Here is a 15,057-nt window from a genome sequence, read left to right on the forward strand (position 1 = left end):
TATGTCACTAGTCGATACAAGTTGGTTAGAAAAAAATTCAGATAAAGTAAAAATAATTGATTGTTCATGGCATATGCCTCAAACAAAGAGAAGTGGTTTTGAAGAATATAAAAAGCTACATATAGAAAATGCAATTTTTTTTGACTTAGATAAAAATTCTAAAACAGATGTTGATCTACCTCATATGCTTACTGATGTTAAGTCATGGGAAAAGATTTTATCAAGTATGGGTATTAAAAATGAAGATCAAATAGTAATTTATGATAATTCTGATGTAATTAGTTCTTGTAGATGTTGGTACAATTTTATTTATTTTGGACATAATAGAAACCTTGTCCATGTGTTAGATGGTGGCTTAAAAAAATGGAACAATGAAAAAAAGCCAACTGTTAATAATTTAACAAAAACTATTAATACTAATTATGTGGCTAATGAAAAAAAAGAATTAGTAAGAAACAAAAAACAAATTGATGAAAATATTTTTATAAGTAAATTCAAGATTATTGATGCAAGAAGCAGAGAAAGATTTGAAGGTAAGATTCTAGAACCAAGAAAAGGTTTAAGAAGTGGCTCAATAAAAAATTCTTTCTGCCTACCCTTTTCTGAACTTATTAATGAAGATCATACATTTATTACTAAAAAAAAAATCCTTGAAAAATTTAAATTAACTAAATGCGAACTTGATGCAAACATTGTATTTACCTGTGGTTCTGGAGTTACCGCTTCAGTTTTGGCTCTTGCTTATTCCTTAATAGACATTAAATATATGCCAATAATTTATGATGGTTCATGGAGTGAATACGGAAAAACTAAAATATGAAAAGATCAACAAAAATCAGTACAGTAATCATTACTTTCTTCCTGATAATTATAATAGTAGTTGTTGGAAGAGCTATGATAGGCAATCATTTCAAGAAAAAGTTTAGTAAAAGACCTCCTCCTGGAATAATTGTTAAAGAAGTAGTTTACCAAAACTTTTCAGAAAATATTGAAAGCTTTGGTACTGCAATCTCAAAAAGAACTGAGTCTTTTAGAATTAAAAAAGATAATTTAATATCTGAATTAACTTTGAAAGATTATGTAAAAAAAGGAGATTTAATTGTTAATCTTAAAGATAGAAATATTTTAGCACCATTTAATGGTGTGCTTGGATATAGAGGTATAACAGAAGATATTCTTGGCTCAGATAGCTCAATCATTATAACTTTGGATGATAACTCAATTATATATTCTGATCTAAAGATTCCTGAAACTTTTGCAACATTCATAAAAAAAGATTTACCTATTAAAGCAATATTCTCAGGTAACAAAAATAAAACATACAGTGGAAAAGTATATGCTGTTTCAAGTAGGATTAGTGCTGAAACGAGAAGTTTACTCACAAGAGTTATGATTAAAAATGAAAATTCTGAATTAATTCCAGGCTCTCTTCTAGAAGTTGTTATTAATTATAACGAACGAAATTCTCTTGCAATACCTGATACTGGCATGATGGTCGAGGGAAATAAAACTTACGTCTACAAAGTTTCAAAGGACAATATTGCAAATAAAACAGAAATAAAAATTGGAATAAGAGATGGTGGATTTATTGAGGTGATCACTGGCCTTAATGAAGGAGACAACATTGTTGCCGAAGGATTAAAAAAAGTTAGGCCTAAAGGTAAAATAAAACCTATTAAAAAATAATGTTTATAACAGATGTAAGTATAAGAAGACCAGTTGTTGCGTGGGTAATGTCTCTTATATTAATTGTTTTTGGAATATTTGTTTTTTCACAACTGCCTGTAAGAGAATTGCCAGAAGGCTTACAGCCTCCCGTGGTTCAAATTAAAGTAGACTACAAATCTGCATCGGCTCCTATAATTGATCAAGAAGTAACTCAAGTAATTGAAAAGGTGATTGGTGGAATTGAGGGAGTAAAAAATATCAACTCAACGTCAGAAAATGGAAGTAGTTCAATTAATGTTGAATTTAATACTGACATTAACCTAGATAATGCAGCCAATGATATAAGAGAAAGAGTAGCAAGAATTGTTGATAGGTTGCCAAGTGAAGCTGATGCCCCTCAAATACTTAAGCAGTCAGCAGGGTTTTCGACTACTATGTGGCTAGCTGTATCCTCTGCAACTTGGAGTGATTTAGAGCTTGGGGATTATGTTGAGAGATATTTAGTAGATCAATTTTCGAGTGTTAAAAATGTAGGAACTATTAGAACTGGTGGATTAAGAGATTTAAGTGTTAGAGTTTGGATAGATCCAATCAAACTAGCAGCATACAATTTAACTATTCAAGAAGTTGAGGGAGCAATAAGAAAAGAAAATGTAAGTTTGCCAGCAGGTACCCTTGAGGCTAACAATGTAGATTTAATATTAAATTTGGATAAGTCGTATGATAATATAGAAAAATTAAAAGCATTACCTATAAAAAAAAACCAAAATAGTATTGTAAGACTTGCGGACATTGCCAATATTGAGTTCGGTCCAGTTTCAGAAAAAAATCTTTTCAAGGCACAAAGTAAGGATGCTTTAAATCTAAAAACTGTAGGAATTGGTATTTATGCAAAAAGTGGTGCTTCAACAGTAGAACTTTCTAAAGAAATAAGTAAAAAAATAGATGAAGTTAAGAAAACATTACCAGGTGATCTAAACATAGAAGTAGCTTTTAACAGGGCAACATATGTGGGTACTGCTATCGATGAAGTTTATAAAACTTTAATAATTGCCTTTATGCTTGTGGTTATTATTATTTACTTATTCTTAGGAAATATAAAGGCAGTAATTGTTCCTGCAGTTGCATTACCTGTAAGTTTGATAGCATCTTTTTTAGGTCTTTACTTATTTGGTTTATCAATAAATATTTTTGTTTTATTAAGTTTTATTTTAGCGATTGGAATAATTACGGATGATTCCGTTATAATGACAGACGCAATTTATAGAAGAATTGAAAATGGAGAAAGCCCTTTAGTTGCAGCTTATAAAGGGTCAAAACAAATTAGTTTTGCAATTATTGCAACAACTTTAATTCTAGTTGCTGTATTTATTCCCTTAATTTTTATAGATGGAATTGCAGGAACTTTATTTAGAGAAACTGCAATTGCCTTATCTTTTTCAGTTGTAGTGTCCTCTTTTGTTGCTCTTACTTTGTCGCCCATGTTAGCAAGTAAGTTTTTAAAGAAAGAACCTAAACAAAATCTTATAGTTACTAAATTTGACAAGTTTTTTAAATTATTATCAAAATTTTATGAAGAAACATTGGGCTATTGGCTAAATAAGAAAAAAATTATCATTTCATTTATTGTCTTCACTATTATTATCTCTAGTGTTTTATTTCATTTTACAAAAAAAGAATTGTTACCTATGGAAGATCGAGGTGTGTATCTTGTTCTTGGGTTTACTGATGAGGGAAGCTCTTTTGAATATACTGAAAAAAGAGCAGAAGATGTTGAAAAAAGATTAATTCCACTTCTTCAGGCTAAGGATAGTCCATATAAAAGATTTATAATGAGAGTACCTGGCTTTGGCAGCAACAAAAATTCATTTAATAGCTTTATAATAATTGCATTATTAGATGAATGGGCTGAAAGAGATAAAAGTTCACAAACAATAATGAGAGAAGCAATTGGAAAAATTGTGACTGTACCAGAAACTGTAGCTTTTCCAATATCACCTCAATCTATAAGAGTTTCTAGCTACAATAAACCAGTTCAAATGGTTATATTGGGCAGTACTTACGAAGAGTTAGAGGAGATACAATCCAGAGTTATTAGAAAATTAAGACAGAACAAAAACTTATCCAGAATAGAATCTGACTATTCTAGAGACAAACCAGAAATCAAACTGGTAATTAATAAAAATAAAGCTAAAGATTTAAATATATCTACTGACTCAATTGGAAAAACTTTAGAAACTCTTTATGGTGGAAAAACTGTAACAAACTTTAATAGACTTGGTAAAGAATATCCAATTATACTTCAGCAATACTTGGCTGACAGAAGATCTCAAGAAGGGCTTTCTAAAATATTTGTTAGATCAGAAAGCACTGGTAAACTTATTTCTTTAGCAAATTTAGTTGAGTTTAGTGAAAAAGGATCTGCAAAAAAATTAGTGAGATATAACAGGCAGAGAGCTGTAACAATATCTGCAAATATATCTGAATCTTATACACTTACAGAAGCAATTGCATATTTAGAAGAAACAATGGAAGAAATTGGCTCTTCTAATCAAATTGCATGGAAGGGTAAATCAGAAGAAATAAAAGAAACTAGCAACGAGCTGTTTATTATTTTTGGATTAGCATTTCTAACAGCCTACCTAGTAATGGCTGCAACTTTTAATTCATTTATCCACCCATTTATTATTATGTTAACTGTCCCACTTGCTTTGTTTGGAGGGTTGGTCTTTATTCTATTCTTAAATAGTTCTATTAATATCTTCTCACAAATAGCACTCGTTATTCTAATTGGAATATCCACTAAAAATAGTATTCTAATTGTTGATTATGCCAATCAATTAAGGACCGCTGGAAAAAATATTGAAGCGTCAGTTAAAGAAGCTTGTCAGTTAAGATTTAGACCAATAATGATGACATCAATAAGCACAATGATAGCAATGATGCCTCTAGTTATAGGTAATATTGGACCTGGTGCAGGTGAAGCATCAAGATTAGCGGTTGGTGCTACTATTTTAGGTGGAATGATTATATCAACATTCTTTACACTCTACATTACTCCAACAATGTATTTAGTGTTAGCAAAGAACACAAAAAGAATAGATGCTGTTGATATTGAGTTAAAGAAAGAACTTCGTTAAAAAATAATATACTTATTTTTATTTAGCCTTTTCTGACATTTTTTTAATTGAGACTTATATTTGTCTGATTGGTTTTTTACTTTTTTAGCTAAGCCTATAACTTTTTGATTATTTTTATAATTTTTATAACCACCCCACCCCTCATGATATGCAAGATATTGTCTAAAAGCATCTTTCTTAGAAATTTTTAAAAGAGATTCAGTTTTATCTGTATACCAACCAATAAAGTCCACACTATCTTTAAACCTTGCTCTTGTTGCAAGTTTATTTCCTGTTTCATTTTTATATTGTTCCCACGTTCCTTTCACAGCTTGAGAATAACCAAAAGAACTTGATGGACGCTTAAAGGGTATAACTTTAAATAATTTTTGTCGTTGTGGTTTTGCTAACCAATCAAAGTCAGATTCCATTTTAATAATGGCTAGCTGTACGTAAATTGGAGTACCCCATTTTTTTTCAGTTTTTTTTGCATATTTATACCAAAGGTATCTTTCATTAAAGATAGAGCAACTGTTTGACGTATTTTGAGGTATAGAAGAACAAGCTGAAATTAAAAAAATTATTATAGTAAAAAAAATATTTTTAAATTTAAGCATATTTATTTTTAATTTTATAAATAATTGTTACAAATACAACACCTAAAAAATTTCCAAATAAATCACTCAATTCAAAATTTCTGTTAGGAATTATAATATGAAAAAACTCCAAAAAAATTGAAAGTAAAAATAAATATTTTATTAAAAAATAAATCTTATTAGATTTATTATAGGCTATAATTCCAGCAATAGATAAAATAATGAATGAATAAAAATGATTTGAAGAAATTAAAAAATCTTTTGTGATCTGGGGTTGTGCAGAGCTATCATTATATAAAAAAAAACCTAATAGACTACCTGGATATAAATACAATATTATTAATATTAAATTAATAGCATGAAACCCTAAAATTGAAATTTTTTTCATATTTTATAAAATAATTTTATTTATTTTATCATTTTTATCAGTTATCAAAATATATCATATGCCTCATTTAATTTTAGTTAGACATGGTCAAAGTAAATGGAACCTGGAAAGAAAATTTACTGGGTGGGTTGATGTAGATCTTACCGGCCAAGGAAAATTAGAAGCATGCAAATCTGGTGAGTATATTAAAAAATTGAAGATAAATATAGATTACTTCTACTCATCATTTCAATTAAGAGCTGTTAACACTCTGAAACTAATTCAAGATACGTTAAGAGATAACAAAAAACCAATAAGGGCATGGCAATTAAATGAAAGACATTATGGAGCATTAACTGGACTAAATAAAGATGAGATGAAGGAAAAAATTGGTGAAGATAAAATTCATGAATTTAGAAGATCTTGGGACATAAAACCTGAACCATTAAGTAGAAATAATCCATATCATCCTATAAATATTGATACATACGAAACTATTCCTAGAGAAAAAATTCCAGATACAGAATCACTTAAAGATACATACGATAGGGTAATAGAATTTTATAATTCTGATATTCAAAATAAATTATTAGATAATAAGAATATGTTAATTTCAGCTCATGGTAATTCAATTCGAGCCTTATGTAAGTTTTTATTTAAACTAGACAATAAAAAGATATCTATGCTTGAAATACCAACTGGCAACCCGCTCCTAATTAATTTAAATTCAAAGCAAGAAATTATCGAATGTAAATATTTAGATAAAGACAGAGCTAAAGATTTAATTATTTTTTAGTAGCTCCTCATAAACTTTCAAATTTGTCAAATGATAAAAATCTTCTGAGCTTTCATAGCCGCCTAGCTTATTTTTACTAATTAATTCATTCCAAACTTCTGACATTGAAAAATTTTTAACTGTATAGGCCTCGAATAAACTTTTATTGATTATTTGGCATCCTGTGTAAATCAAATCATTTTGATTATCTTTTTTTATTTTATTTTCTATGAGATTAAAATCACTTTTTATTTTTTTGTCAAAACTAAGATTTTTATTTACAACCAAAAGTACATTTTTAATTTTGCTAGAAAAATAAAACTTTTCCATATTTTGGATAACATCAACATAACTCTTATCCCATACAGTATCTGGATTTAAAGTCAGAAAATCTGAGTCACTTGAAGAATTAATCATATTTAAAATTCCTCCACCTGTATTTAAAATTACTTTACCATCATTAATTATTTTTATATCTAAATTAAATTTCTTCATTTTAATAAAATTTTTTATCTTTTCTTCTAAATAAAATGTATTTATTATTACTTTTTTTATTCCTAGAGATTCAATTAAATTTATACAATTTTCAAGTAGTGTAATTTCGTTAATCTTCAAAAGTGGCTTGGGCTCATCTAATGTTAAAGGGTTTAATCTCTTTCCATACCCTGCACACAAAATTAAAGCAGTATTAATTTTCATTTAAGATTTCTTATTTTCTTGGAAAAATTGAGATCTAATATTATTTTAAGGTTATTAAATATTTTATTATCTTTGATTCTCAATTCTATTAATTTCCAAGCATAAGGTATTAATTTCAAATAGTTCACCTTTTTGTCCCTCACTGCTAATCTTGTAAAAATGCCAATTATTTTCATATTTCTAAGCACTGACAATATTTCAAAATCATTTAATAAAGTTGCTTGATTAATTTTATTTTTATTCAATTTTAGATAATAACTGAAAATACTATCTTTTAATTTTTTGTTTGATTTAAACCTAACATCGTCAATTAAAGATGCTAAATCATATGCTTTATTACCTATTAGGGCATCCTGTGTATCAATAGTTGCTAGCCGGTTTTTATATTTTATCAAATTCGATACATGATAATCTCTATGAACTAAAGTATCATTTTTTAACCTAAGGCTTGATATCAAAAATTTTATTTGTTTATAGATTTCAGTGTTGAGATTTGGTAATTTTTTTTTAGATACACATTTTTTTGCATACCAGTCATAAAATAACCTAGCTTCTTTAAACAATTTATTACTATCATAAAAAGGAATCTTATAATTTTTTCCTTTAAAGTTTTTAACTTTTCTTTGTTTAATTTTTTGTATTTCATTAAGTAAATCGATAGATTTTTTATATAAATTAATTTTATTACTTCTACTTTTTTTTAACAGTTTAAATACTGTACTATCACCAAAATCTTCAATTTCTATAAAACTTTGTTTATAATTATCTTTATATAGTTTTGGTGCTAAAATGTTATTTTTAATCAATAAACTGTTTATAGCATCATATACTAATAGATTTTTTTCCTTTTCTTTTTTGGCATAGACTATAATGGAGTTTCTTTTATCATCTTTTTTTCTATAGAAAGACCTAAATGATGCATCACCCTTAATCTTTTTTAATGTTAATTTAGCTGATCTCATTTAATTTTTCATTACTTAAACCTTTAATAGATAAAAATCTTTTGTTCATATCTTCCCCATATTCAAAGTATAAATCAATTTTATTATGAATTTTATTATGAATTTTTTCAGGCCATTCAATTAGTGTTAAAAAAAAATTTTGGTTTTCAAATAATCCAATGTTTTTGGCCTCATCATTGCTGTTTAATCTATATAAATCATAATGTTGGATTATAAAAATTCCTACATCATATTCATTTACTAAATTAAATGTAGGACTTGTAACTTCTGTTAGATTTAGATTATTGTTCTCTTGAAGGTGGTTTATTAAATATCTTATAAATGTTGTCTTTCCAACGCCGATTTCACCATGAAAAAATACTACATTCCCTTTTTTTAATATTTTTGAAAATTTTTTTGCTATTTCAGCTGTCTTAACTTCTGAAGTGATATCTATTTCTTCGCTATTAGTAGCGATATGCATCTGGCTTGAATGGACCTTCTGTTTCCACACTTATGTAGTCAGCTTGGTCTTTTGATAATTTTGTTAGCTTTGCGCCAACCTTTTTTAAGTGAAGCATGGCTACTTTTTCATCTAAAGATTTTGGTAGAACATAAACTTTATTTTCATAATTTTTATGATTGTCCCAAAGCTCTATTTGTGCCATCACTTGATTTGTAAATGAAGCACTCATTACAAAACTTGGGTGCCCAGTTGCACACCCTAAGTTGACCAATCTACCTTTTGCTAATAGGATAATTCTCTTTCCATCAACCAATTCTATTTCATCAACCTCAGGCTTGACTTCTGTCCATTTATAATTCTGCAAAGCCTCTACTTGAATTTCATTATCAAAGTGACCGATATTACACAATATTGCTCTGTCTTTCATATTTCTCATATGGTCTGCTGTGACAATATCAATGTTACCTGTAGCTGTAACCACTATATCTGCTTTATCAATTGCCTCATCCATTAAAACTACTTCATAACCTTCCATTGCTGCTTGAAGTGCACAAATCGGGTCTGCTTCTGTAACCATAACTCTTGCACCACTCTGTCTTAAAGATGCAGCACTACCTTTTCCAACATCACCAAAGCCTGCCACAATTGCTACTTTACCTGACATCATAACATCTGTAGCTCTTCTGATTCCATCTACTAAACTTTCTCTACAGCCATAGAGATTGTCAAATTTTGATTTTGTAACTGAATCGTTAACATTGATTGCTGGAATCATTAACGTTCCATCTTTTTCCATTTTATTTAATGCCTTGATTCCTGTTGTTGTTTCTTCTGAAACACCTTTTATTTCTTTTAACAAATCTTTATAATCGCTATGCATCATTGCAGTTAAATCACCACCATCATCTAATAGCATATTTGCTTTCCAGTCTTTTTTTCCTTCAATTGTTTGTCTTATACACCATATGGCTTCCTCCTCAGTTTCACCTTTCCAAGCAAAAACAGGTATTCCAGCTTCAGCTATTGCTGCTGCTGCATGATCCTGCGTTGAAAAAATATTACAAGAAGACCATCTGACTTCTGCTCCAAGGTCTACAAGAGTTTCAATTAAAACTGCCGTTTGAATTGTCATATGAAGACATCCTAAAATTTTTGCTCCTTTTAAGGGTGTTTTTCCTGAATACTCTTCTCTTAATGCCATTAGTCCCGGCATTTCACTTTCTGCTATAGAAATTTCTTTTCTTCCAAATTCTGCTAGTGATATGTCTTTAACTTTAAAATCATTCATTGCTCGGTTTTATATAAGAAAAAATTAATTAATCAACTTATGATTAGACTTTGGGGAATACAATCTTCACATTTGCACCTTTTTTTGTAATATTATTAGAGGCATAAATAGTGGCACCATGTAAATCTACTAAGTTTTTTACAATATTTAACCCTAATCCTGAATGTTCACCAAAATTATCAGGTCTATTGCTATAGAATCTATCATATATCTTTTTTGTGTTTGTTTCTTTAAAACCTTTTCCCTCATCAATAACTTTCAAAATTATCTTCTCACTTTCATTTTTTGAGACCTCAACTAAAATTTTTTTATTATTTTCACTAAATGAAATTGAATTATCTAATAAATTCGCAATAATTTGCTCTATTCTGTTTTCTATTCCATTAATAAAATACTCTTCTTGACTATTTAAGTCATTCAAAATTATTTGAATACTTCTTTTTGTTTCATAGATATTATTAAAATCATCAACTACAGATTTTACAATTACTTTTAAATCAATTTTTTTCATTTTTTCTTTACTTAAAGCAACTTCATCTTTTAATATCTGAGAGTAATCTGTAATTAACCTTTCAATCCTTTGTACATCATGATTAAGAATATCTATTAATTTAGTTCTTTGCTCATAATCTTCTGTTTCATGCAATATTTCAGAGGCACTTTTTAATGATGTTAATGGATTTCTAATTTCATGAACTAGATCTGTTGAAAAATTTTCAGCATGAAAAATTCTTTTTTGAAGTTCATTTGTCATGTCATCTAGTGAATTTGATAATGTTCCCAATTCATCGTTTCTACTTTTAAGTTCTTTTATATTTGTTTTTTTTTTACTCTTTTCTTTTATTATTTTTGTATAAGTTACTAAATTTTTTATGGGTTTGAGAAAATACCTATTTAAAACAAAAGAAAATACAAAGATTACTATTCCAACAAAGATTGCAGTTCTTAATATAAAAGTTTTTCTTTCGTTAATTGCAGCTCTAATATCATTAGCGTTTTCGGATATCGCTAAATAACCAATATTTTTTCCATCGACTGTCACATTTTTTACAGTTGTTAATAAAAATTTATCATATCCTTCCTGTGAAAAGGTGAATGGCTTTCCATAATCTTTTGACCATGAGTAATTTGTCAAAATATCTTTTATAGAAACAGTTTTTTCTTTATTTATATTTTTTTTTTCAGTGATCTTTTTGCTTGTTTCTTCATTTAAAATTTCTAGTTGGACTATATCTAATCTATTAGAGAAAGATCTTGGGTCTAAATCCAATGTATCAGTGTCTCCTACTAAGTTATATTGATTATCAAATAAAATAACTCTATCTAAATTTTGAAATAAAAATCTTGTTGAAAATAAAAATCTTCTAATATCCTCTTCTTCAAATTTAATATTCAATCTTAAAATATGCTCAATTGTATTGTCTATTATTTGAATATGTTTACTTTTTTTATTCTTTATTAAATTAGGTTTAACATTTCCAATATATATTAGTGTTAAACTGCCAATAACTAAAAAAACTATTAAATTGATAAATAAAAATTTTTTTAAGATAGATAAACTTTTAAGAAAATCACTGAACATTAACTAACATTCCATCTGTATCCACTGCCATATCTTGTTTCTATTGCGGTAAATTCAGGGTCAACCTTTTTAAATTTTTTTCTAATTCTCTTAACATGGCTATCTATAGTTCTGTCTTCAATGTCAGTGTCCTCCCTATAAGCAATGTCCATTAACTGAGCTCTTTCTTTAATTATCCCAGGCCTCTTAGCCAGCTCTTTAACTATCAAAAATTCTGTAGTAGTTAACTTATCTGGTAACTGTTTATCATCCCACTCACACTCCAGTTGTGAAGGATCAAGTTTAAGTTTACCGTGGGCTATGATACTTTTTGTTTCTTCAAGATTAACATTAATATCTTTTTTTCTAAGTTGAATTCTAATTCTCTCGATTAAAACCTTTATAGAAAACCCTCCTGATTTTTTAATAAAATCATCTGCACCTAATTTTAATCCTAGTAGTTCGTCTATCTCATCATCTTTTGATGTTAAGAAAATTACTGGAAGAGATGTTTTTTTTCTTAATCTTTTTAAAAGTTCTTCACCATCCATCTTTGGCATCTTTATATCAATGACTGCTAGGTCGGGTGGTGTTCTGCTTAATCCAATTAACGCACTCTCACCATCAATATAAGTTTGAACTTTAAAGCCTTCTTTTTCAAGTGCTATACTTATGCTTGTAAGTATATTTCTATCATCATCTATTAGCGCTATTGTTTGTTTGTGCATAAACTACTTTAAAAATACTAAATTGTTCTAATTTAGGCAATGCTCTTAATTTAATGAAGTATTCCCCAATTATCACCTGTATTTACATCTACTGTTAACGGGGTTGAAAATGAATGCAAGTCACTTTCTGTGACACTGGTCATTTCTTCTTGAATTATTTTTGTAATAGTTTTCACTTCTTTTTCTGGAACTTCAAAAATTAATTCATCATGTATTTGTAATAAAATTTTTGACTTATTATTTTTTAAATTTTCAAATTTCTTATCAAGTCTAATCATTGCAAGTCTCATTATTTCTGAAGCAGAGCCTTGTATGGGTGCGTTTATTGATGCTCTTTCTTGAAAATTTCTTACATTAAAGTTCTTATCGTTAATTCCGTTAAAATGAGATCTGCGTCCAAAAATATTATTTACATAGCCACTTTTTCTACAAAATTTAATAGTATTATCCATATAAATTTTTATTTCTGGAAACCTTGAAAAATAAGCATTTAAAAATTCATCTGCCTCATGATTTGAAACATTAATTTGTTTTGCTAATCCATATTGAGAAATTCCATAAATAATACCAAAATTAATTGCTTTAGCTTTTCTTCTCATGTCTTGGTCAACTTTTTTTATATCAACATTAAATACTTGGCTAGCTGTTAGCGAGTGAATATCTTCATTATTTTTAAATGCTTTTTTTAGTTCTTTAACGTCTGCAAGATCTGCTAAAATTCTCATTTCAATTTGATTATAATCAGCTGAGATTAATGTGTATCCTTTTTCAGATATAAATGCTTTTCTTATATCTTTACCATCCTCAGATTTGATGGGAATATTTTGTAAATTTGGATCACTAGAAGCAAGCCTTCCTGTTGTTGTTGCTGCTAATAGAAAGGAAGTATGTACTCGTTTTGTATTTGGGTTAATGTGTTCTGGCAAAGAATCTGAATAAGTATTTTTAAGCTTAGATACTTGTCGCCAATCTAGAATTAATTGAGGAAATTTATGTCCTTTAAATGCTAGATCTTCAAGCACACTTGCGTTGGTTGCAAAGCTTCCTTTTCTAGTTTTTTTAAGTACAGCAATCTTCAAATCATTATAAATGACCTCACCTAATTGTTTTGGTGAAGCAATATTGAATTCTTTTTTTGAAATTTTAAAAACTTCTTTTTCTAATCTACTAATCTTTTTCTCAAATTTTTCAGACAATACTTTTAAAAAATTATGATCAATTTTTATTCCTTCAATTTCCATAAATGCTAATATTTTAATTAAAGGTTTTTCAAAAATTTCATAAATATTAGTCAATTTTTCTAATTTTAAATTTTTACTAAATATTTTATATAGCCTATAAGTGATATCAGCATCTTCAGCCGCATACTCCATCGCTTTATATAGCTCTACATCACTAAAATTTATTTCTTTTTTTCCAGTACCAACAATTTCTTTAAATGATATTGTTTTATGTTGGAGATGAATCTCAGACAAAGTATCCATGTTATGTCTATTTTTTCCTGCATCTAACACATAAGACATCAACATTGTGTCTTCCATTGAGTTCATGTTTATTCCCTGCTTAAATAAAACAATAAAGTCAAATTTAATATTTTGACCTATTTTTTTTATACTCTTATCTTCTAAAAGTGGTTTCAACTTTTTAATTACAGCTTCTTTTTTTAAACATCCTTTAAACTTATGACCTATTGGAATATAGCAAGCTTTACCTACTTTTGTACTTAATGAGATACCAACTAAATCTGCCTGATGTGCATCTAATGAACTTGTTTCAGTATCAATTGCCAGCTCACCAGCTTCTTCTGCTTCATTAATCCACTCGTCTATTTCTTTTTCACTAGTGATTAGATGGTAGTTTTTTTTATTTATCTTTTGTTGTTTTTTCTTATGTATTATTTCTAATACAGTTTCTCCTAATTCAGGTTCTCCATATGCAGAAATAACAGAACTAAGAAGCCTATTAAATTCCATTTCTCTTAAAAATTTATATAATTTATCCTTATCAATTTCTTTTAGTTGAAATTCTTCTATCTTTTTTTCAACTGGAGCATCCTTCATTAGTGTCACTAATTTTTTACTAATAATCGCTTTATCTTTGTTTTCTATAAGTGTTTCTCTTCTTTTATTTTGTTTTATTTCTTGTGCATTATCTAGCAACTTCTCTAGAGTACCATACTTATTAATGAGTTCTGCTGCAGTCTTAACCCCTATGCCTGGAACTCCAGGAACATTATCGCTACTATCTCCAGCTAAGGATTGAACATCAATAACTTTTTCTGGACCTACTCCAAATTTAGTTACTATATCTTCTGTTGTTATAAATTTGTTTTTCATTGGATCAAATAAACGAACATCTTTTCTATATAATTGCATCAAGTCTTTATCTGAAGAAACTATCGTTACCTTGGCACCCTTTGCTAAAATTTGTTCTGCATAAGTTGCTATTAAATCATCTGCTTCATAGTTTGGAAGGTCGACAGATGGTAAATTAAAAGCGACTACAGATTTTCTTATATATTCAAACTGTGGTGCCAAATCATCTGGGGCTTCTGACCTGTTTGCTTTATAATCTGAATAAATTTCATTTCTAAAAGTTTTTCTCGCCGCATCAAAGATTACTGCAAAGTGTGTTGGTTTTTGTAGATTTTCATTTGATTTTGAATCTTCTAATAATTTGAATAGCATACTGCAAAAACCACTAACCGCACCCACAGGCAGGCCATCACTTTTTCTAGTTAAGGGTGGTAATGCATAATAAGCCCTAAAGATATAACCTGAACCATCTATTAAATAAAAATGATCTGTTTTTTTTATTTTATTCATTAATTAATATTATCTTAATTATTT

Annotated in this window: 13 protein-coding genes; 4 read left to right on the forward strand and 9 right to left on the reverse strand. The window is 28.3% G+C overall.

Going from position 1 to position 15,057, the window contains the following annotated elements:
• Nucleotide 1: 1 nt before the first annotated feature.
• From ABXT63_RS06125 to ABXT63_RS06135, 3 genes are read left to right on the forward strand one after another with little or no spacing between them, the layout of a single operon-like run.
• Complete coding sequence (locus ABXT63_RS06125; protein WP_415320686.1) at nucleotides 2–820, forward strand: sulfurtransferase; 819 nt, start codon at nucleotides 2–4, stop codon at nucleotides 818–820.
• Entirely contained in the window at nucleotides 817–1,686 is an 870-nt protein-coding gene (locus ABXT63_RS06130; protein ID WP_415320687.1) for an efflux RND transporter periplasmic adaptor subunit, read from the forward strand. Before ABXT63_RS06125 ends, ABXT63_RS06130 begins: the two co-directional genes overlap by 4 nt.
• The gene (locus tag ABXT63_RS06135) at nucleotides 1,686–4,808 is read left to right on the forward strand and encodes an efflux RND transporter permease subunit (protein ID WP_415320688.1); all 3,123 of its coding nucleotides are present in this window, start codon (nucleotides 1,686–1,688) and stop codon (nucleotides 4,806–4,808) included. Before ABXT63_RS06130 ends, ABXT63_RS06135 begins: the two co-directional genes overlap by 1 nt.
• Here ABXT63_RS06135 and ABXT63_RS06140 read toward each other — a convergent pair.
• Entirely contained in the window at nucleotides 4,805–5,404 is a 600-nt protein-coding gene (locus tag ABXT63_RS06140) for a lytic transglycosylase (protein ID WP_415320689.1), read from the reverse strand. The two genes, ABXT63_RS06135 and ABXT63_RS06140, sit on opposite strands and share 4 nt — an antisense overlap.
• Entirely contained in the window at nucleotides 5,397–5,771 is a 375-nt protein-coding gene (locus ABXT63_RS06145) for a hypothetical protein (protein ID WP_415320690.1), read from the reverse strand. The genes ABXT63_RS06140 and ABXT63_RS06145 overlap by 8 nt, the downstream gene beginning before the upstream one ends.
• A gap of 58 nt (nucleotides 5,772–5,829) precedes the next feature.
• Between ABXT63_RS06145 and ABXT63_RS06150 the strand changes: the two genes are divergently transcribed.
• Nucleotides 5,830–6,546, forward strand: coding sequence for a 2,3-bisphosphoglycerate-dependent phosphoglycerate mutase (locus tag ABXT63_RS06150; protein WP_415320691.1), 717 nt, complete (start codon nucleotides 5,830–5,832; stop codon nucleotides 6,544–6,546).
• On the opposite strand, the gene ABXT63_RS06155 is transcribed toward ABXT63_RS06150, so the two are convergent.
• Genes ABXT63_RS06155 through polA form a run of 7 tightly spaced genes read right to left on the reverse strand, consistent with a single transcriptional unit; the run spans nucleotide 6,532 to nucleotide 15,033 of the window.
• Entirely contained in the window at nucleotides 6,532–7,224 is a 693-nt protein-coding gene (locus ABXT63_RS06155; RefSeq protein WP_415320692.1) for a sugar phosphate nucleotidyltransferase, read from the reverse strand. The two genes, ABXT63_RS06150 and ABXT63_RS06155, sit on opposite strands and share 15 nt — an antisense overlap.
• Entirely contained in the window at nucleotides 7,221–8,186 is a 966-nt protein-coding gene (locus ABXT63_RS06160; protein ID WP_415320693.1) for an aminoglycoside phosphotransferase family protein, read from the reverse strand. The genes ABXT63_RS06155 and ABXT63_RS06160 overlap by 4 nt, the downstream gene beginning before the upstream one ends.
• Nucleotides 8,173–8,649 carry a tRNA (adenosine(37)-N6)-threonylcarbamoyltransferase complex ATPase subunit type 1 TsaE gene (gene tsaE / locus ABXT63_RS06165; RefSeq protein ID WP_415320694.1) on the reverse strand — a complete coding sequence of 159 codons (477 nt, stop codon included), beginning with the start codon at nucleotides 8,647–8,649 and terminating at the stop codon, nucleotides 8,173–8,175. Before tsaE ends, ABXT63_RS06160 begins: the two co-directional genes overlap by 14 nt.
• Nucleotides 8,633–9,919, reverse strand: a complete 1,287-nt coding sequence (gene ahcY, locus ABXT63_RS06170) for an adenosylhomocysteinase (RefSeq protein WP_415320695.1) — start codon at nucleotides 9,917–9,919, stop codon at nucleotides 8,633–8,635. Before ahcY ends, tsaE begins: the two co-directional genes overlap by 17 nt.
• Nucleotides 9,920–9,962: 43 nt before the next feature.
• Entirely contained in the window at nucleotides 9,963–11,501 is a 1,539-nt protein-coding gene (locus ABXT63_RS06175; RefSeq protein WP_415320696.1) for a sensor histidine kinase, read from the reverse strand.
• On the reverse strand, nucleotides 11,501–12,208 hold the full coding sequence (locus ABXT63_RS06180; protein WP_415320697.1) for a response regulator transcription factor: 708 nt from the start codon (nucleotides 12,206–12,208) through the stop codon (nucleotides 11,501–11,503). The genes ABXT63_RS06175 and ABXT63_RS06180 overlap by 1 nt, the downstream gene beginning before the upstream one ends.
• Nucleotides 12,209–12,258: 50 nt before the next feature.
• Nucleotides 12,259–15,033, reverse strand: coding sequence for a DNA polymerase I (polA, locus tag ABXT63_RS06185; RefSeq protein ID WP_415320698.1), 2,775 nt, complete (start codon nucleotides 15,031–15,033; stop codon nucleotides 12,259–12,261).
• Nucleotides 15,034–15,057 lie beyond the last annotated feature (24 nt).

Source organism: Candidatus Pelagibacter sp. Uisw_092, assembly GCF_047729545.1.
Lineage (GTDB): Bacteria > Pseudomonadota > Alphaproteobacteria > Pelagibacterales > Pelagibacteraceae > Pelagibacter.

Coding starts and splice junctions, on each gene's coding strand:
- ABXT63_RS06125 (WP_415320686.1), top strand. CDS start 2: ATGTCACTAGTCGATACAAGTTGGTTAGAAAAAAATTCAGATAAAGTA.
- ahcY (WP_415320695.1), bottom strand. CDS start 9,919: ATGAATGATTTTAAAGTTAAAGACATATCACTAGCAGAATTTGGAAGA.
- polA (WP_415320698.1), bottom strand. CDS start 15,033: ATGAATAAAATAAAAAAAACAGATCATTTTTATTTAATAGATGGTTCA.
- ABXT63_RS06130 (WP_415320687.1), top strand. CDS start 817: ATGAAAAGATCAACAAAAATCAGTACAGTAATCATTACTTTCTTCCTG.
- ABXT63_RS06140 (WP_415320689.1), bottom strand. CDS start 5,404: ATGCTTAAATTTAAAAATATTTTTTTTACTATAATAATTTTTTTAATT.
- ABXT63_RS06150 (WP_415320691.1), top strand. CDS start 5,830: ATGCCTCATTTAATTTTAGTTAGACATGGTCAAAGTAAATGGAACCTG.
- tsaE (WP_415320694.1), bottom strand. CDS start 8,649: ATGCATATCGCTACTAATAGCGAAGAAATAGATATCACTTCAGAAGTT.
- ABXT63_RS06135 (WP_415320688.1), top strand. CDS start 1,686: ATGTTTATAACAGATGTAAGTATAAGAAGACCAGTTGTTGCGTGGGTA.
- ABXT63_RS06160 (WP_415320693.1), bottom strand. CDS start 8,186: ATGAGATCAGCTAAATTAACATTAAAAAAGATTAAGGGTGATGCATCA.
- ABXT63_RS06145 (WP_415320690.1), bottom strand. CDS start 5,771: ATGAAAAAAATTTCAATTTTAGGGTTTCATGCTATTAATTTAATATTA.
- ABXT63_RS06175 (WP_415320696.1), bottom strand. CDS start 11,501: ATGTTCAGTGATTTTCTTAAAAGTTTATCTATCTTAAAAAAATTTTTA.
- ABXT63_RS06180 (WP_415320697.1), bottom strand. CDS start 12,208: ATGCACAAACAAACAATAGCGCTAATAGATGATGATAGAAATATACTT.
- ABXT63_RS06155 (WP_415320692.1), bottom strand. CDS start 7,224: ATGAAAATTAATACTGCTTTAATTTTGTGTGCAGGGTATGGAAAGAGA.